This is a genomic window from Corallococcus terminator, assembly GCF_003611635.1.
Lineage (GTDB): Bacteria > Myxococcota > Myxococcia > Myxococcales > Myxococcaceae > Corallococcus > Corallococcus terminator.
Window position 1 is genome coordinate 16,824 of the sequence record NZ_RAVZ01000020.1, and the last position, 17,578, is coordinate 34,401.

The following is a 17,578-nucleotide window of genomic DNA, read 5'->3' on the forward strand; positions in this document are numbered from 1 at the left end:
CCATTCCCCCAGGGGCTCCGTGCGCTGGATGCAGGGCGGAGGAGCAGGCAGGCGGCTTGGGCCCGTGGCCTCAGAGAGGCGTCGGGGTGACGACGCGCTGCGGCTCCCGCGCTGGGGAGGGGGAGCCCGCGTCCTGTGCCAGCCCGGAGGTGGCGGTCGCGGGCGTCGCGGGCGTCGCGAGCGCGGGCTTGCCACCGGAAGCCGGAGAGGGCGTCGCCGCCATCGGGGCCACTGCGGATGCGGACGTGCCACCGGAAGGCGCAAGGGGCGTCGCGGGGACCGTGGGCGCGGGCTTGCCACCGGAAGCCAGCGGGGGCGTCACGGACAGCGGGGCCACCGTGGGCGCGGGCTTGCCAGTGGAAGGAGAAGCGGGCGTCACCGCCTGCGGGGCGGGCGTGGAGGCCGCTGATCCGACCATGGCGGTCGGGGCCACCGTGGCGGCCGCGGCGCCAACCGTGGCGGTCGGGGCCGGCACTGCCTGAGGGGCGGGAGTGGCGGCCACTGATCCGACGGTGGCAGGCGGCGTCGCGGCCTTCTGCACCGTGGAAGGAGCCGCTGCTGCAATCCCTGTCGTTCCTCCGTCCATCGTCGGTGTCGTGCCTCCCGCCGAAGCCGCTGGTGGCACGGCATGCGCGGTCGCCGCGCCGCCCATCGCGGCACGCGGAGCCACGGGCGCGGGCGAAGGCAACGCGCGACGGATCTCCGCGCCCGCGGTGGCCACGATGCCAATCGACAGGAAGAGGAACCCGGCCGTCTGCGCCACCGTCTCCACGCGCGGCGGAATGCGCCGGCCACTCACCGCTTCGACAACGAGCAGCAGCACCCGGCCTCCATCCAGCCCCGGCACGGGCACCATCGTCAGCAGCGCCAGCGCCACCGACGCCGCCACCATCGCGCGCACCAGGGCATCCAATCCCGACGCGGTGGATGATGCGACGTCGGAGGACTCCTGGCGCATCAGCGCGCCCGGCCCGCCCCGGCCCGTGACGCCCGGCCCCCGCACCAGCGTGACCAGCGTGGACAGCGCCTCGGACGCCACGCGCCCCGTGTGGACGAGGGCCTGCCTGAAGGCCTCGCCGGGCGCATGCGTGCGGAACACGTACTGCTGGCTCACGCCGATGCGCCCCGTGCCCCGCTCATCCGCCCGGGGCCGCACCTTCACCGTGCGCGGCTCACCGTGGCGCTCCACCGCCAGGTCCAGCTCGCGACCCACGCCGTCCGCCACCCGCGTGACGAAGTCCGACCAGTTCTCCAGCGGCTTGCCGTCCACGCGCACCAGCCGGTCCCCCGGCAGCAACTGCGCGCGCGCCGCCTCCGAACCGGGCAGCACCGTGCCCACCGTCAGCGGCACCACCACGTGCGTGCCCGACGAATACAGGGCGAACAGCAGGCCCAGCGCCACCGCGTAGTTGGCCACCGGCCCGGCCAGGATGATGGCCATCCGCTTGAGCGGCCCCAGCGTGCCGAACCCCGTCGTGTCCTCTTCCGCGGAGCGGTGCGGGTTCATGCCCTGCAGGTTCGCGGACGCACCCAATGGAATCGCGCCCAGCACGAACTGCGTGCCGCCCAGCCGGAACGACAGGAGCGGCGGCCCGAAGCCCACGGTGAAGCGCGGCACCCGCACGCCCAGCAGGCGCGCGGCCACCAGGTGCCCCAGCTCATGCACGATGAGCAGCGCCCCGAGGGCGAGCAGGACGAACAGGTAGTGCATCCGGTGCCGTCCGCGCCTACAGCTTGCGGCGCTTCCCGGTGCGCTTGTACGTCACGTAGTCGGACAGGATGGTGCCGTGGTCGAAGCAGAGGTCCTTCGGCAGCGCGTCCAGCGTGAAGGTCTTCGCCTCCGCCGCGTCGTCCGCGCCCACCGGCTCACCCTTCGCCTGCGCGATGAACACCGTGGAGATGGTGTGCAGCCGAGGGTCGCGCTTCGGATCCGAATAGCTGAAGAACTGCTCCTCCAGCGTCACGTCCAGCCCCGTCTCCTCCTTCGCCTCGCGGATGGCCGCCTTGTCCAGCGGCTCGCCCTCGTCCACGAAGCCGCCGGGCAGCGCCCAGCCCACGGGCGGATTCGCGCGACGGATGAGCACGATGCGCTCGCCAGACAACTCGATGATGCAGTCCACGGTGGGTTTGGGGTTGCGGTATTCAGGCATGGCGTCGCACTCTACCCTCGCCCCCACCCGAGCGCCCGCTTCGGATGCCTCCCGTGGGCGATGGTGCGTGCCGTGTCTACCCTCCGACGCCTCTGCTTCGCTGTCCTCGCGCTCGCGGCCCCTTCGCTGGCGGGCTGCCTGCCGTACAGCCAGAACGAGGGCGAATACGAACTGACCCCCGTGGAGGTGCTGCGGGACGACTGCGGCCTGCTGCCGCAGGTGGCGGGCAACTTCCAGCTCGCCCTCCAGATCTCCGGCCGCGTGGTGCGCGCGGACTTCGGCGTGGAGAACATGCAGTTGCTCGGCTACTTCCTGGAGGAAGGGGAGGCGTTCACCGCCGACGGCAGCGTGGCCAACGTGAGCACCACGACCAACGGCCAGGAGTGCCTGCTCGATCAGGTCCGCGTGCACCTGGACGCCACGACGCAGTGCCCGACGCAGTTCAATGGTCAACTGCGGCTCGCCTACGACTCCAACGGCGTCACCAGTTGCACCTGCGAGCTGTGGGTCCGCTTCGAAGGCGTTCAGGGCAACACCCGCTGCGAAGAGTCGCCTTGAGACTCGGGGGCCGGGCCCCTACAACAGGAGGGCTGTTCCCACGCGCATTGGAGGGACGCCCATGGCTGACCCGCAGGCAATCGATTCGGTCCTCACCGAGTCCCGCGTCTTCCCCCCGCCCGAGGACTTCTCCCGACGGGCCCACATCCGGAGCATGCAGGACTATCAGCGGCTGTGGGACGAGGCCGACAAGGACCCCCAGAAGTACTGGGGGGACCGTGCCCGCGAGGAGCTCTACTGGAAGGAGCCCTTCCAGACGGTGCTGGAGTGGAAGCCGCCCCACGCGCGCTGGTTCATCGAGGGGCGGACCAACCTCTCCTACAACTGTCTGGACCGGCACCTGCCGAAGCTTTCGGACAAGCCCGCCATCCTCTTCGAGGGGGAGCCCGGCGACCGCCGGAGCATCACCTACGGTGAGCTGTCGAAGCAGGTGAACCGGCTGGCCAACGGCCTCAAGTCCCTGGGCGTGAAGAAGGGCGACCGCGTGGGCATCTACCTGCCCATGGTGCCGGAGGCGGCCGTCGCGATGCTGGCGTGCGCGCGCGTGGGCGCGGTGCACTCCGTGGTGTTCGGCGGCTTCTCCTCCGAAGCGCTCCAGGAGCGCATGAAGGACATGGGCGCGAAGGTGCTGCTCACCGCGGACGGCGGCTGGCGCAAGGGCGCCGTGGTGCCGCTGATGAAGAACGTGGAGGCCGCGCTCCCCAACGCCCCCAGCATCGAGAAGGTCGTCGTCCTCACGCGCACCGGCGACGGCAAGCTGCCCGAAGGCCCGAAGTTCCTGGCCTGGGACGCGCTGGTGAAGGCCCAGTCCGACACCTGCGAGCCGGAGTGGGTGGAGAGTGAACACCCGCTGTTCATCCTCTACACGTCCGGCTCCACCGGGAAGCCCAAGGGCGTGCTGCACACCACGGCGGGCTACGCGATGAACGCGTCGCTCACCACGCGATGGGTGTTCGACCTGCGCGAGGACGACATCTACTGGTGCACCGCGGACGTGGGCTGGGTGACGGGCCACACGTACGTCGTCTACGGCCCGCTGATGAACGGCATCACCACGGTGCTCTACGAAGGGGCGCCCACGCAGCCGGGGCCGGACCGCTTCTGGGACATCATCGAGCGCTACAAGGCCACCATCCTCTACACCGCGCCCACCGCCATCCGCGCCTTCATGCGCCTGGGGGACGGGCCGGTGAAGCAGCACGACCTGTCCTCGCTGCGCCTCCTGGGCAGCGTGGGCGAGCCCATCAATCCCGAAGCGTGGATGTGGTACCGCGACGTCATCGGCGGTGGCCGCTGCCCCATCGTGGACACGTGGTGGCAGACGGAGACGGGCAGCATCATGATCTCCCCCCTTCCCGGCGCCACGCCCACGAAGCCCGGCTCCGCGACCTTCCCGCTGCCCGGCATCCACGCGGAGATATTGGACCGCGACGGCAATCGGGTGCCGAAGGGGCAGGGCGGCCTGCTGTTCGTGACGAAGCCCTGGCCGTCCATGCTGCGCACCGTCTACGGGGACCCGGAGCGGTACGTGAGCACGTACTTCAGCGAACTGCCCGGCATGTACTTCACCGGCGACGGCGCGCGCACGGATCCGGACGGCTACCTCTGGCTGATGGGCCGCGTGGACGACGTGGTGAACGTGGCCGGCCACCGTCTGGGCACCGCGGAGGTGGAGAGCGCGCTCGTGTCGCACCCGAAGGTGTCCGAGGCCGCCGTGGTGGGACGCCCGGACGACCTGAAGGGCACCGCGCTGGTCGCCTTCGTGACGCTCAAGCAGGGCAACGCCCCGTCGGACGCGCTCAAGAAGGAACTGGCCACGCACGTGGGCAAGGAGATTGGCGCCATCGCCCGTCCGGATGACATCCGCTTCGCCGAAGGGCTCCCCAAGACGCGCTCGGGGAAGATCATGCGCCGGCTGTTGCGCGACGTGGCCGCGGGCAAGAAGTCCACGCAGGACACCACCACGCTGGAGGACCTCAACGTGCTGGCCGCCCTCAGTCAGAACGACGAGTAGGCCCGCGCGCGTTGCTCAGGGACGGCCGTCCTCCGCGCCCTTGCGGGGGCGGCCGTGCTTGTCCTTCACGTTCTCCCGGTCTTCCTTGCTCCACCAGACGCGGGAGCTCCACAGGGCGGGGCCCAGGACGACCGTGAGGACGAAGAACACGACCAGGCCCACCACGATCTCCGTCACGGCTTCCTCCAGGGGTCCAAGGCAGGAGCGCGCTGGGACCGCGAAAAGGCAACCCTAGCGTCCCCATCCCGTGGGTGCCATGCGCGGGGACCCACCGGGCAGTAGCCTGAAGCGCCGCGCCCATTGCCCCCGTGCATGCCGCAGGGCGGCGAGCCGCGCCTCCAGGCCTCCGGGAAACCATGTCCGGGCGACCCTCCACGAGTCCGGGCGGCCCCCACGAGCGCCGAGGGCCCGGGTGCTTCGCGGTCGGGCAACCTGCCTGGGCGGGCAGCGGGCGGCAGTCCTGCTAGATTGCGCCCCCATGAACCGATTCTCCTCGACCCTGTTCACCGCGCTGCCCCTGACGGCGGTGCTGGTCGCCCCTGTCGCGGATGCCTGCACCAGCATGCTGGTGACCAAGGGCGCCACGACGGACGGCTCCACGTTCATCACCTATTCGGCGGACTCGCACGAACTGTACGGTGAGCTGTACTACACGCCCGCGCGCCGCCATGCGGCCGGGGCGCAGCGCGACATCGTTGAATGGGACACCGGCAAGTTCCTGGGGCGCATCAAGGAACTGCCCGCCACGTACTCCGTGGTGGGCAACATGAACGAGCACCAGCTCTCCATCAGCGAGTCCACCTTCACGGGCCGCAAGGAGTTGGAGGGGCCCTCGGGCATCATCGACTACGGCTCGCTCATCTACGTGGCGCTGGAGCGCGCGAAGACGGCGCGCGAGGCCATCCAGGTGATGACGGACCTGGTCGCCGAATACGGCTACGCCTCCACGGGTGAGACGTTCTCCATCGCCGACCCGAAGGAGGCGTGGATGCTGGAGATGATTGGCAAGGGAGCGGGCCAGAAGGGCGCGGTGTGGGTGGCCCGGAAGCTTCCCGACGGCGTCATCTCCGCGCACGCCAACCAGGCGCGCATCCGCCAGTTCCCGCTGAATGAGTCCTCCACCACGCTGTACTCGCCGGACGTCATCACCTTCGCGCGCGCGAAGGGCTGGTACACGGGCGCGGACAAGGACTTCAGCTTCGCGGACACGTACCACCCGCTGGACTTCGGCGGGCAGCGTTTCGCCGAGGGGCGCGTGTGGAGCATCTTCCGCCGCGCGGCCCCGTCCATGAAGCTGGGCCTGGAGTACGCGGATGGCGCGGACCTGAACAAGCGCCTGCCCCTGTGGGTGAAGCCGGACAAGAAGGTGTCCGTGCAGGACGCGATGGCGCTCATGCGCGACCACTTCGAAGGCACCGCGCTGGACATGTCCAAGGACGTGGGCGCGGGCCCCTACGCGGCGCCCTACCGCTGGCGCCCGATGACGTGGGACGTGGACGGCAAGAACTACGTCCACGAGCGCGCCATCTCCACGCAGCAGACGGGCTTCTCCTTCGTCGCGCAGATGCGCGGCTCGCTGCCGGACGCCATCGGCGGCGTGCTCTGGTTCGGCGTGGATGACACGTTCACCACCGTCTACACGCCCATGTACGCGGGCATCCGGCAGGTGCCGAAGAACTTCTCCCAGGGCGTGGCCAGCCGCGGAGACTTCTCCTGGGATTCGTCCTTCTGGGTCTTCAACTGGGTGTCGAACCAGGCCTACGGGCGCTGGAGCGACATGATCGTGGACGTGCAGAAGGCCCAGGGCGAACTGGAAGGCCAGTTCCTCGCGGATCAGGCCAACATCGAGAGCATCGCGCAGACGCTCTACAAGCGCACGCCCGAGCAGGCCCGCCAGTACCTCACCGAGTACTCGCTCCAGCAGGGCGACAAGGTGCACGCGCGCTGGCGCAAGCTGGGCGAGCAGTTGCTCGTGAAGTACATCGACGGCAACGTGCGCGACGCGACGGGCAAGGTGAACCACCCCCGCTACCAGGATGCGTGGTACCGCCGCATCGCCGCGGACAACGGCCCCCGCCTGGAGTCGCGCGAGAAGCCCGAGCCGAAGCCCGCGGCCCCCGCGGCTCCGACGCCGGCACCTGCCGCGGCTCCGGCGACCCCGAAGCCCACCGTCGCTCCGGCGCCCTGAGCTTCCTCCGGGGCGAGTCCCTGCCGGGGGCCGGCCCCCTGAGGTTGCCCCCCGGGGCGAGGCACACCGGGAGCCCCCACCCGGTGTCCCGCTCCGGTCCGCGGTCGCGGCGGTGACGCGGCGTCCGCCCCCGACCCGCGTGGTGCGAAGCCGCGCGGGTCCTTCACGTTCACGCGTGTGTCCACGCGTGGCTTGTGGCAGTCACGGGCCCGGGCGGAAGCGCGCCCCTTCGCGAAGGACGGTTCCTTGAGTGACGCTTCCCTGGTGACAGCCCCTCCGCTTCGGGACGACGAGCTGGCGGACTTCCTCGTGCGCACCAGCCGTACGTTCGCGCTCGCCATCCCGTTGCTGGAGGAGCCCCTGCGCCGCGAGGTGGGCCTGGGCTACCTGCTCTTGCGCGTCGCCGACACGCTGGAGGACGCCGCCCCCTGGTCGCGCGAGGAGCGGCGCGAGGCCCTGGCCGGCTTCGAATCGCTGCTCCAGGAGGACCCGGCGGCGGACGTGGGGGCTCTGGTGCGCGGCTGGCTGTCGCGCCGTCCGACGGAGAACGCGGGCTACCTGGAGCTGCTGGAGCGCACCCCCGCGCTGCTGGCGAGCCTGGACGCGCTGCGCACGGAGGCCGGCGCCATCCTGCGCCACTTCGTGCTGAAGACGGTGCGGGGCATGCGGGAGGTGCTCGCGGGCGCCACCACCGAGGGCCTGCTGACGCTGCACTCGCTCCAGTCGCTGCGTGACTATTGCTACATCGTGGCGGGACTGGTGGGCGAGCTGCTCACGGACCTGTTCGTCCTGGATCCGCGCCTCGCGCCCTACTCGCCGAACCTGCGCGCGCTGGCCCCGCTGTTCGGAGAAGGGCTGCAACTGGTCAACATCCTCAAGGACGTGCGGCAGGACCGGCAGGAAGGCCGCGCGCTGCTGCCCGCGAACGTGGAACTCCAGGACGTGGAGCGGCTGGCGGGCGAGGACCTGATCGCGGCGGCCCGCTACGTGAGGGCCCTCTACGGCGCGGGCGCCCCCCGGGACGTGCTCGCCTTCACCACGCTGCCCCTGTTGCTGGCGCAGGCCACGCTGGAATTGCTGATCCGCGACGGCGCGGGCGCCAGGGTGTCGCGCGCCGTGGTGCACGCCCAGATGGACGCGCTCCAGGCCTCGCTGGACCGGGGCATGCTCCCCGAGTCCGTGGAAGCGCTCGCCGGCCCCGTGCCCGGCAGCCCCTGAAAAGCGTTGGGAAGGCCGCAACTTCCAGGCGCCTGCATCGGATAATTCCAATGCTGGTGTTTCCCCCTCTGGAGTGCGTCCCCCATGAACTGCGCCCGCTCGTCCCCGGCGGTCATCGTCTATTTCCCCGCGCGTACGGACGCGGCGCCCGCCCGGGTGCAGCGCCGTGTGCTGCGGGTGGCGCGGGAGGGCCTGGAGTCGGGGGGGCTGCCCTTCGCCGCCACGCGTCAGCGCGGGCTGTGGACGTTCCAGACGGCGACGGGGCCGGAGCGGTGGTTGCCTGGCCGGGTGCGGGGGCAGGCGCGGATGCACGCGTTCCTGGTGGAGGTGCTGGGCTTTGGCGGTTTCATCCAGGGCTACGACGTGGCGGCGGACACGCGCAGTGATTCGATTCCGGGGCACCCGGACTTCGCGAAGAACTTCGACCTGTTCCTGCACCACTACGCGGGCGCGCTGCTCAAGCGGGTGGCGCCGGAGTCCGCGTTCGGGCGGGCGCTGGGGCAGGTGGTGATGCTCAACGGCCAGCAGTGGGCCGGGCTGGGCTTCACGTTGACGGACGCGGGCCAGCGACTGGTGGACGCGTGGCTGGCGGAGCAGGGCGTGGTGCTCAGCGCCGCGGCTTGAGTGACCCGGGTGGCCCGCGTGGCTGCCTGCTTCCGGAGGGGTTGGGGGGGCCCTCCGGGAGGCCTCTGGGCGGACGGCGGGTTTCCGGATAGGGAAGGGGGGATGACTGCCCTGGCCTATCCCATGCCGCTGTGTGTCGCGCCGATGATGGACTGGACGGACCGGCACTGCCGGTACTTCTTCCGTCAAATCACGCGCCACACCCTGCTCTACACGGAGATGGTGACCACGGGCGCGGTGCTGCACGGCAAGCGCGACCGCCTGCTGGGCTTCACGCCGGCCGAGCACCCCGTCGCCCTCCAACTGGGAGGTTCGGAGCCAGAGGACCTGGCGGCCTCCGCGCGCATTGGCGAGGAGTGGGGCTACGACGAGATCAACCTCAACGTGGGCTGCCCCAGCGACCGCGTTCAGTCCGGCCGTTTTGGCGCGTGCCTGATGGCGGAGCCGGACCTGGTGGCGCGGGGCGTGGCGGCGATGCGGGAGGCGGTGCGCATCCCGGTGACGGTGAAGTCGCGCATCGCCATCGACGACCTGGAGGAGTGGACGACGCTGGAGGACTTCGTGCGGCGCGTGTCCCAGGCGGGCTGTACGCGCTTCATCGTGCATGCGCGCAAGGCGTGGCTGAAGGGCCTGAGTCCCAAGGAGAACCGGGACGTGCCGCCCCTGCGTTACGACCTGGTGTACCGGCTGAAGCAGGAGTTCCCGCACCTGGACATCAGCCTCAACGGCGGCGTGAAGACGCTGGACGCTGCGGCCGAACACCTGCCCCGCGTGGACGGCGTGATGATGGGCCGGGCCCCCTACGAGTCGCCCTACGTGTTGGCGGAAGCGGACCGCCGCTTCTTCGGCGGCACGCAGGCGCCCCCCACGCGGCACGAAGTGGTGGACGCGATGATGCCGTACATCGAAGCGCAGCGAAGCCAGGGCGCGCCGCTGGGCGCCATCACCCGGCACATGCTGGGCCTCTTCCAGGGCCTGCCGGGCGCGCGCGCGTGGCGCCGGCACCTGAGTGAGAACGCCCACCAGGATGGAGCCGGTCCGGAGGTGGTGCTCGCCGCCGCCGCGAAGGTGCCGCGCGAAGCAGCCCTCCAGGCCGTGGCCTGACGTCCGTGCCTGGGTGGCTGTCTTTCACCTGGGCGTCGCGGCGGATTCATGCGGGCCCCGCTGGCTGAGTGGCAATCACAGCCATTCCAACGCGGAGCGGTCGACACGAAGGTATTATCGGACGTTCTCTTCACGCAGCCGTGACAGGACTTCCCCGGCGGGCCGTGCTTCCTCCGGGGACGCGGCCTTCGCGAGACACCGCTCCACGTCCGCCTCCAGTCTGGCGACATGATTCCACAGCAGCAGTTTCAGCGGCTGGGGTCCTGTGGGTGTGCCAATGAACTCGAAATCCGGGTCCGGGTCGAACGATGCAATGAGGTCGATCAGGATTTCGAGCGTCTGGATGCGTGTCGTTGCGCTGCCCTCGCGCAAGAGTTCTCCCAGGAACGGCACGACCGCCAGGACCACGGGAAAGTAGGTCCCGGCGTGGTTGTTCCCGAGCGCGTAGAGGACGCGCGAGTAGACCGCGTCGCCCGTTTCCGGGGTCGCGGCCGCCAGTGCGCGCAGCGCCTGGGGGACTTCGTCCGGTGTGTTCCAGGAGGGTTGGACCTCCTGGTCCCAGCGGATGTGTTCGAGCCCCTCCAGCATGGACTTCAGGCGGGCAGGGCCTTCAGGAAGGCAAGCAGCGCGGCGTTCACCTCCGCGGCGCTTTCCTGCTGGATCCAATGGCCCGCGCCTGGCACGACGACGATGTCCTTGAGGTTGGGAGCCAGCGCCTTCATGGGGTCGACGGGAGCGAAGGTGCGCCCAGGGTCCTTCTCTCCGATGAGGAAGAGGGCCGGCTGTTCAATCTTCGCCGTGGCGAGCTCGGGCAGCTCCGCCCAGTCGCGGTCCATGTTGCGGTAGCGATTGAGGCCGCCACGGAGGCCGCTGCCCTCAAGCTGCTTCGCGAAGTACGCGACGTCTTCCTCCGTGAGCCAGTCCGGCAGCGTTTCCGGCGGGGTCAGTCCCGTGAGGAACCCTTCGCCCGGCTTCCTGTCATTGGCGCCAGTGAACTTCGCATCGAAGCCGGGCGCGCCAGCGAGGATCGTCCGCACCGACCTCGGGATGTCCGCTTCGAGCTCCGCCTCGGCGACACCGGGCTCCTGGAAGTACAGGATGTAGAACCACTTCTCGCCGAAGACCTTCTTGAAGAGCTGCGTGGGCGGCAGCGGCGTGCGGCCCATGTGCGGGACGCTCATGCCAACCACCGCGCGAAAGCGATCGGGATGGAGCGCGGCGAGGCTCCACGCCATCGCGGAGCCCCAGTCGTGACCGACCACGACCGCGGTCTTCTCCCCCAGCGCGTCGAGCAGGCCGACGAAGTCCGCCATCAGGTGCTTCATGCTGTAGGCCTCGATCTCCCGAGGCTTGTCACTCTGCCCGTAGCCGCGAACGTCGGGCGCGACCGCGTGGTAGCCCGCAGCGGCGAGCGCCAGCAGTTGGTGGCGCCACGAGTACCAGGACTCCGGCCAGCCGTGGAGCAGCAGGACGAGGGGGCCTTCGCCCGCCTCGGCCAGATGCAGGTGGATGCCGTTTGTCTCGACGGTGCGATGTGTAATCCCAGCCATGGTGTTCGCTCCCTTCCTGGAGCCGCAGGTGTGCCCGCGAATGCCCCAGATGTCCCGGCAACCGTTCGGACACCCAGAAGATCGTCTTCCCGGTGACAGTGAAACCGCCACCGCCCCGGGATTGAGAGTCACCGCGCGCGTTCCGCCAAGGCGTTTCACCAGGGACAAGATAGTCAGTAAATTCTTCTATTTCTGGACTTGATTGAATTGAAACTGGAAGGCCGCTAGCCTTCCGCGCCCCTCGATCCGGGAGTGCTCCATGCGAAGGCAGGTCGTCGCCTTGTTCATCTCGTTGTGCGCGGTGGCCTGCGGAGGCGGCTTCGAGGAAGGGGCCCCGGAGGAATGGGGAACCCACGCGGCCGCCCTTGTCACCCCCACCACGGAGGACGTGGTGGTGGCGCGGCTGCCCGCGACGACGGGGGCGGGCTACGGCTACGGCGAGTACCTTCCCCCGGGCTACCTGACCTCCACCACGCGCTACCCGGTCGTCATCCACCTGAACGGAGCGGGTGAGTTCGGCACTTCCACCACGGAGGCGGACCTGCTGAACGTGGTGACGCGCAGTGGCGCGCTGAAGAACATCCGCTACACGAGCCAGGGCAAGACGTACTTCGGACAGCGCGGGGTGATGGTCTTCACGCCTCGCGCGGCGACGAGCTGGCAGCCGGCGGAGCTTGACGCGTTCGTCAGCTTCCTCGTGGCGAACTACCGCGTGGACACGACGCGCATCTACATGACGGGCCTCAGCTTCGGGGGCTACGGCAGTTGGAAGTACGCGTACACATATGGCAGCCGGTTGGCGGCGCTGGCGCCCATGGCCAGCAACATCGGCGCGCCGGGGCCCACCATCACCCAGTTGTTGAACGTGCCCGTCTGGGCGGTGCATTCGCACGGGGACAGCATCACCTATCTGGCGGACCGCTCCTGGCTGACGGGCGTGACGAAGAACTACGGGGTGAGCCAGCAGCTCGTGGTGCCGGCGCCCTCGTCGACGGTGACGTACCTGTTCCCGACGGGCAGCAGCCCCGCGTGGACGTCGCAGCCCGGCGTGGTGGCCTCCGGAAACGCGAGGGCGCGCTTCACCGTGCTGCCCGGCACCCACCACGACTGCTGGACCCAGCAGTACAACAACTACGCGTTCTGGGACTGGCTCCTCGCGCAGCAGCGCACTTCCACACCCTGAGCGGACGTGCGTGCGCCGTCACGGGTGTGTCGACTAGCTTCACGCTCCATGAACACCCGTCTGCCGCTCGTCATCCTCGCCAGCTTGCTTTGCGCATCCAGCGCGGGGGCCCGGCCCTACCGCGCCATGGTGACGCGCACCGCGTCCACCACGAAGAGCGGCAACCTGGAGCTGGGCCTGCGCTATCAGGGCTTTTTCGCCCTCGACCTGGACGAGTCGCAGCCCTACCAGCAGCTCTCGCCGAGCCTGCGCTTCGGCATCGTCGACAACCTGGAGGCCAACCTCTACGTGGAGCTGCTGGCGCTGGGGCTCCCCGGGGACGAGGACTTCAAGGTCGCCTTCGGTGACATTCCCCTCGGGCTCCAGTGGACGTTCCTGGAGTCCGGCAAGGTGGCGCTGGCGGCCTACGGGCGCGTCACGCTGCCCACGGGACCGAGCGACGAGGACGGCATCCTCCCGAGCCTCTCCGACGGCACCTGGGACTGGGAGGGCACCCTCATCGGCGAGCTGCGCGCGACCAAGGACCTGCGCTTCATGCTCAACGGCAGCTACCTCCACCAGGGCACGCGAGACCGGGGCAGCCTGCCCGAATTCGATGTCCCGGACGCGGTCCAGCTCGCGCTGGCGGGCACCTACAACCTCGACAAGTTCACGATGCTCGGGCTGGAGGTGGTGGGCCGCCTCTACTTCGAGGACGTCATCACCCCGGTCTGGCGGGACAACGCCACCCAGGTGGAGATCCTCCCGGTCGTGCGCCACGAGGCGTTCCCCGGCCTGGTGCTGGAGGCCGTCGCGGGCATCGCCGTCACCGAGGGCCTGAGTGAAATCTACCAGTTCCGCCTCCTGCTCGGCGCCACCTACGAGTTCGACCTCGCCTCCGGGCCGAAGCTGCCGAAGAGCAAGGCGGACCTCCGTCCGCCCAAGCCCGCGCAGCGCCGCCGCCGCTGACAAGGCGCCTGTCAGGCCCGGGGCGTGTCTCCCGCTTCGGTTAGGCTCGGGGGCGACGCGACCGGGAGCATGGGGCCCTGGTCCGTGGGTTGAGGGGAACATCCGATGGGCGCTGTCTTCGCGGGAGTGTGTCTGCTGGGGGAACTCGCCCTGGGCGTGGCACTGGTGATCGGCGCCTTCTTCACCCTGGCCTTCAGCAGCGAGGCGTACCGTCACAACGCCACGCCGCTCCATCAGGCGTTGAACATGCTGGCCTTCGCCCTGGCGGTCCTGCCCACCTTCATCACGCTCTGGGTCGGCTGGCGGCGCTTCCTGTCGGACCGTCCCTGGGAAGCGGTGCCGCTGGGCCTGGGGCTGCCCCTGGTGGCGCTCGTGGTGTGCGCGGGCGCGGCCTTCCTGGCGGTCATGGGCGGAGAGTCGTCGACGTCGCGCCACCGCGAGCAGGAGGCACGTGGGGCGCTGGCCGCGCTCCGTGCCGAGGTCGACGGTGGGGCGCGGCACAAGGTGTGCGACCTGGTGGCGCAAGATCCGCGCGCCTCCGCGGAGGACATGCGCCGCTGCCGCGACTTCATCGAGTCCCAGCCCGCGGTCGAAGCCCGCTGGGCGGAGTTCTCGAAGTTCTTCGATGAGCAGATGGGCTTCCAGACCTGGAAGCTCGGGGAGGTCGGACTCGCTCCCGCGTTTGAGTGGAGCAAGGCGGTGCCGGTGATCCGGCACGACCAGGAGTGGTTCCTCCGCGCGTTCTATGAAACCTGGCTGGCCCGGCCCCAGGCCCTCGCGTCCATGGAAGACCTGGGCCGGCTGCGACTGGCGCTCCAGAGCAGCACCCGTTACCTGGGCTGGGACGCGCGCGCCGTGGAGACCCTCCGCACCCAGGTGCTTCCGGCGCTGAGCGGACGGCTGGATGCGCAGGAGCCGCGGCTGCGCGCGTTGCCGGACATGGACGCGTGGCTGCTGGGTTCGGTGCGGGAGAAGATCCAGTACCTCCAGACCTCACCCGAGGATGGGGTCGAACCCCTGCCTCCACTGCCGGGCGCGCCGTCACCGGGCGCCGTCGGCGTGGCACGGATGGCGGACGACGGCGCGCTGGATCTGTGGCTGCGCGCGTCGCCCACCTCGGGGGCGTTCGGAGACGTCTACCTCCGACGCGCCTCGTATGATCCGGAGTACGGGGACTGGTTGAAGTACCTGGGAGGCGCCCCCCGCCCCGGGGAGCTGCGGTTCATCCCCGCGCCCTGAAACAGCCTGGGCGTCAGGCCGGCTTCGCGAGCGCCGCGTCGATGGCCTGGACGAGGCGCGGATCCTCCGCCGTCACGTCCGGGGCGAAGCGGGCCGCGACGCGACCATCCCGGCCGATGAGGAACTTCTCGAAGTTCCACTGCACTTCCGGCTTCGGGTTGGCGTCGATGCCGTAGCCCTTGAGCTTCTCGCGCATGGGCCCTTCACCGGTGGCGTCGGGGAGGGCGCGGGTGAGCTCGTGGTAGAGCGGGTGCTTCTTCTCACCGACCACGGCGATCTTCGAGAACAGCGGGAACTTCACGTCGTACTTCAGGGTGCAGAACTCCTGGATCTCCTTCTCGCTGCCCGGCTCCTGACCCATGAAGTCGTTGGCGGGGAAGCCGAGCACCTCCAGGCCCTGCTCGTGCTTCTGCTCGTAGAGTTTCTCCAGGCCCTCGTACTGCGGCGTGAGCCCGCACTTGGACGCGACGTTCACCACCAGCAGGACCTTGCCCTTGAACTGGCCAAGGTTGCGCGCGGTGCCGTCGATGGCGGTGAGGGGAATGTCGTAGAGGTCGTGGGCCATGCGTTCGCTCGCGGGTGAAAGAGGGGGCGCAACCCTAGCGCCTCCGGGAAGCGGGCGCCCGTGGAGATCGCGTCGCGAAGTCAGGGCCCGGGCTCTGGCACCGTCAGGGTGAGGCCCATCGTGGCCCTGTCGAGGGAGTCTGCCCGTGTCTCCGAATCCCGTCTGGCTCCAGGCCTTCCTGGCCGGGAGCGCCCTGTCCTTCGCCGTCCCGGCTCATGCCGCCGAGCCGCCCCGCATCACCACCGTCACGCAGACCGCCGTGTCCCTGGAGGCGGGTGGCAGCTCGCGGTTGGGGGTCCAGGCGTTGGATCCGCAGGGCAGTCCGCTCACTTTCTCCTGGAGCGCCACCGCGGGCAGCCTGACCTCTCCGCTGGGCAACGCGACCACCAGCCGCCTGTACTGGACCGCGCCCACGTGCCTGGCGGAGGGCAGCGCCCCCGTCATGGCGACCGTCACCAATGGCCATGGCCTGTCCGCCACGGCGAGCTTCGATTTCAGCGTCGCGCGGGACCTGTCGGTGGATCACCAGCCGCCCTTCACGTCCTGGGGCTTCGAGCAGACCGAGGGCGTGGGGTTCTACTCGCCGTCGATGATCGAGGCGGAGGACCTCCGGGTGCACATTCCCGCGGAGCGCATCCGGCTGGATGTCGACCAGCGGGTCTCCGTCACCTACGTGTCCGAAGGCTCACACGCGAGCAGCGCGCTCGGGTTCCTGTACTACGACGACCTTCTGAGGCTCGGCTACCTGGACGTGCATGACACGTACGAGGACTCGTCGGACGACACGTTGGCGGACCGCAATGGCAATGGCATCGCGGACCTGCACGAGGACCTCTACAACCTGGCGCCGAGGACGGGGCTCCAGGCGCGTCGGTACATCGGGGCGGTTCCCCGCTGTCCGGCGCAATTCACGTCGGGGGGCTTCACGTACAGCCAGCCTGAGCTGGCCCTCAACGCGAATTGCACCCCGGCCTTCCAGTCCAGCGCGCGTCTGGAGGATGCGCGTCCAGGGCTCCATCCGCTCATCGACGTCGACGTCGTGGGCAGCAACGCCCCCCAGACACCCGGTCAGGGCTATTCGGACAGGGGACTCTTCGCCCGCATCCCCAACCTGCTGGAGCCCGCGCACGAGCTGAACCGGTTCCAGGGGCTGGGGCACCTGGCCTTCCTCCTGGCGGATGACGACGCGGACAGGAGCACCTTTCAGCAGCTCGGTGCTGTCTCCGATGTGTCGGCGGCCAGCGACGGCATTCCCGACTACGACGTCTCCGCCTATGACTCCAGCGGCGCCCCACGCGCCGTCAATCCGGATCCGGGCATCAGCGCGCTGGATCGGACCGTGGACCTGGGCGTCATCCAGGGCGGGCGGGAGCTGGTCTTCTTCCTGGTGGTCGTGCAGGAGGAGGAGCACGACCCTGCCTCGAACAGGGCCTATCCCTGTCTGCGCAAGCAGGCCAGTGGGCGGTGCGCCCTGCATCTGAAGACACCCGTGTCGGTGTTCTTCTCCAAGGCGAAGTGGAACCTGGACCAGGACCCCCTGGGCCGGACGCCCGTGGCCCACCGCAACATCGGGTGCACCTACCAGGAAGCGTGTCAGAGCCCGTCGTCTCCGTCGGCCTGCACCGTGGCGGGGACGAACCAGAAGCTGTGCGGGTGGCTGGACCCGGTCACGCTCGCGCGCCTCGACACGCCCGCGTACGGGAACATCGTCCTTCCCCAGGACGCGGAGAGCGTCGCCCCCTCGGGCAACGGCAACATGCCGCACCTGATGATGCGCACGGTGGGCCCGAACCAGGGCCGCTGGTTGATGGGGTTCGAGGACAGCAATGGCGGAGGTGACCGGGACTTCAACGATGTCGTCTTCCGGGTCAACACGGAGGGGCGGTTCAGCTACCTGCGTTCGAAGGTGCTGAGCGTCGCTGACCCTGCGTGTGCCATCTCCCGCGTGCGCTTTCGCAAGGTGGATTCCATGGGCCCTGGCTGTGATGACTCGGCTTCTTTCGCCTACGCGGTGGCCACCGACTGTCAGGTCTGTGATGGCACGCACTGTTCCTTCAATCCCAAGCCCACATGGCATCCCGTGACGGCCCCCGGGACCCAGGAGACCATCATCGACGTCTCCTCGTCCCCAGGCCATCAGGTGTGCTGGGAGGCGCGCCTCAAGACGGGCTGGTTTGATTGCAGGCTCCGCATCCACGAAGTGGATGTGGGCTTCGAAGCCGCCCCGGTCGAGTGAG

Annotated in this window: 16 protein-coding genes; 10 read left to right on the top strand and 6 right to left on the bottom strand. The window is 69.6% G+C overall.

All coding sequences use genetic code 11. The annotated features are described in order from the left end of the window. Positions 1 to 70 precede the first annotated feature (70 nt). Both D7V88_RS05055 and D7V88_RS05060 read right to left on the bottom strand, forming a co-directional pair. Complete coding sequence (locus D7V88_RS05055) at positions 71 to 1,711, bottom strand: M50 family metallopeptidase (RefSeq protein ID WP_120539452.1); 1,641 nt, start codon at positions 1,709 to 1,711, stop codon at positions 71 to 73. A gap of 16 nt (positions 1,712 to 1,727) precedes the next feature. After that, a complete protein-coding gene (locus tag D7V88_RS05060) occupies positions 1,728 to 2,150 on the bottom strand; it encodes an NUDIX domain-containing protein (protein ID WP_120539453.1) in 423 nt (140 codons plus the stop codon). A 72-nt stretch (positions 2,151 to 2,222) separates the two neighbouring features. Here D7V88_RS05060 and D7V88_RS05065 point away from each other — a divergent pair, with 72 nt between their 5' ends. Both D7V88_RS05065 and acs read left to right on the top strand, forming a co-directional pair. After that, entirely contained in the window at positions 2,223 to 2,708 is a 486-nt protein-coding gene (locus D7V88_RS05065) for a hypothetical protein (RefSeq protein ID WP_244237988.1), read from the top strand. A gap of 61 nt (positions 2,709 to 2,769) precedes the next feature. Then, complete coding sequence (gene acs, locus D7V88_RS05070) at positions 2,770 to 4,722, top strand: acetate--CoA ligase (protein ID WP_120539455.1); 1,953 nt, start codon at positions 2,770 to 2,772, stop codon at positions 4,720 to 4,722. A gap of 15 nt (positions 4,723 to 4,737) precedes the next feature. Here the strand turns inward: acs and D7V88_RS42895 are convergent, their stop codons facing one another. Then, on the bottom strand, positions 4,738 to 4,899 hold the full coding sequence (locus D7V88_RS42895; RefSeq protein ID WP_158625000.1) for a hypothetical protein: 162 nt from the start codon (positions 4,897 to 4,899) through the stop codon (positions 4,738 to 4,740). Positions 4,900 to 5,200: 301 nt separating this feature from the next. Here D7V88_RS42895 and D7V88_RS05075 point away from each other — a divergent pair, with 301 nt between their 5' ends. From D7V88_RS05075 to dusA, 4 genes are all read left to right on the top strand, one after another. Next, positions 5,201 to 6,910, top strand: coding sequence for a dipeptidase (locus D7V88_RS05075; protein ID WP_120539456.1), 1,710 nt, complete (start codon positions 5,201 to 5,203; stop codon positions 6,908 to 6,910). A 246-nt stretch (positions 6,911 to 7,156) separates the two neighbouring features. Continuing rightward, the gene (locus tag D7V88_RS05080) at positions 7,157 to 8,128 is read left to right on the top strand and encodes a squalene/phytoene synthase family protein (RefSeq protein WP_158625001.1); all 972 of its coding nucleotides are present in this window, start codon (positions 7,157 to 7,159) and stop codon (positions 8,126 to 8,128) included. 84 nt (positions 8,129 to 8,212) lie between these two features. After that, complete coding sequence (locus tag D7V88_RS05085) at positions 8,213 to 8,752, top strand: hypothetical protein (RefSeq protein WP_120539458.1); 540 nt, start codon at positions 8,213 to 8,215, stop codon at positions 8,750 to 8,752. A gap of 102 nt (positions 8,753 to 8,854) precedes the next feature. Beyond that, on the top strand, positions 8,855 to 9,856 hold the full coding sequence (dusA, locus tag D7V88_RS05090) for a tRNA dihydrouridine(20/20a) synthase DusA (protein WP_120539459.1): 1,002 nt from the start codon (positions 8,855 to 8,857) through the stop codon (positions 9,854 to 9,856). Between the two features lie 114 nt (positions 9,857 to 9,970). Here the strand turns inward: dusA and D7V88_RS05095 are convergent, their stop codons facing one another. Then, positions 9,971 to 10,444 carry a hypothetical protein gene (locus tag D7V88_RS05095; protein ID WP_120539460.1) on the bottom strand — a complete coding sequence of 158 codons (474 nt, stop codon included), beginning with the start codon at positions 10,442 to 10,444 and terminating at the stop codon, positions 9,971 to 9,973. Positions 10,445 to 10,449: 5 nt separating this feature from the next. Beyond that, positions 10,450 to 11,406 (bottom strand): alpha/beta fold hydrolase, encoded by a 957-nt coding sequence (locus D7V88_RS05100; protein ID WP_120539461.1) that lies wholly within the window; start codon positions 11,404 to 11,406, stop codon positions 10,450 to 10,452. 259 nt (positions 11,407 to 11,665) lie between these two features. Between D7V88_RS05100 and D7V88_RS05105 the strand changes: the two genes are divergently transcribed. The 3 genes from D7V88_RS05105 to D7V88_RS42900 all read left to right on the top strand — a co-directional run bounded on the left by D7V88_RS05105 (position 11,666) and on the right by D7V88_RS42900 (position 14,776). Continuing rightward, the gene (locus tag D7V88_RS05105; protein WP_120539462.1) at positions 11,666 to 12,589 is read left to right on the top strand and encodes a carboxylesterase family protein; all 924 of its coding nucleotides are present in this window, start codon (positions 11,666 to 11,668) and stop codon (positions 12,587 to 12,589) included. Positions 12,590 to 12,637: 48 nt separating this feature from the next. Beyond that, positions 12,638 to 13,537 (top strand): hypothetical protein, encoded by a 900-nt coding sequence (locus tag D7V88_RS05110; protein ID WP_120539463.1) that lies wholly within the window; start codon positions 12,638 to 12,640, stop codon positions 13,535 to 13,537. 105 nt (positions 13,538 to 13,642) lie between these two features. Then, positions 13,643 to 14,776 carry a hypothetical protein gene (locus tag D7V88_RS42900; protein WP_158625002.1) on the top strand — a complete coding sequence of 378 codons (1,134 nt, stop codon included), beginning with the start codon at positions 13,643 to 13,645 and terminating at the stop codon, positions 14,774 to 14,776. Between the two features lie 13 nt (positions 14,777 to 14,789). Here the strand turns inward: D7V88_RS42900 and D7V88_RS05115 are convergent, their stop codons facing one another. Continuing rightward, on the bottom strand, positions 14,790 to 15,341 hold the full coding sequence (locus tag D7V88_RS05115) for a glutathione peroxidase (protein ID WP_120539464.1): 552 nt from the start codon (positions 15,339 to 15,341) through the stop codon (positions 14,790 to 14,792). A 145-nt stretch (positions 15,342 to 15,486) separates the two neighbouring features. Here D7V88_RS05115 and D7V88_RS05120 point away from each other — a divergent pair, with 145 nt between their 5' ends. Further along, the gene (locus D7V88_RS05120; RefSeq protein ID WP_120539465.1) at positions 15,487 to 17,577 is read left to right on the top strand and encodes a DUF4114 domain-containing protein; all 2,091 of its coding nucleotides are present in this window, start codon (positions 15,487 to 15,489) and stop codon (positions 17,575 to 17,577) included. Position 17,578 lies beyond the last annotated feature (1 nt).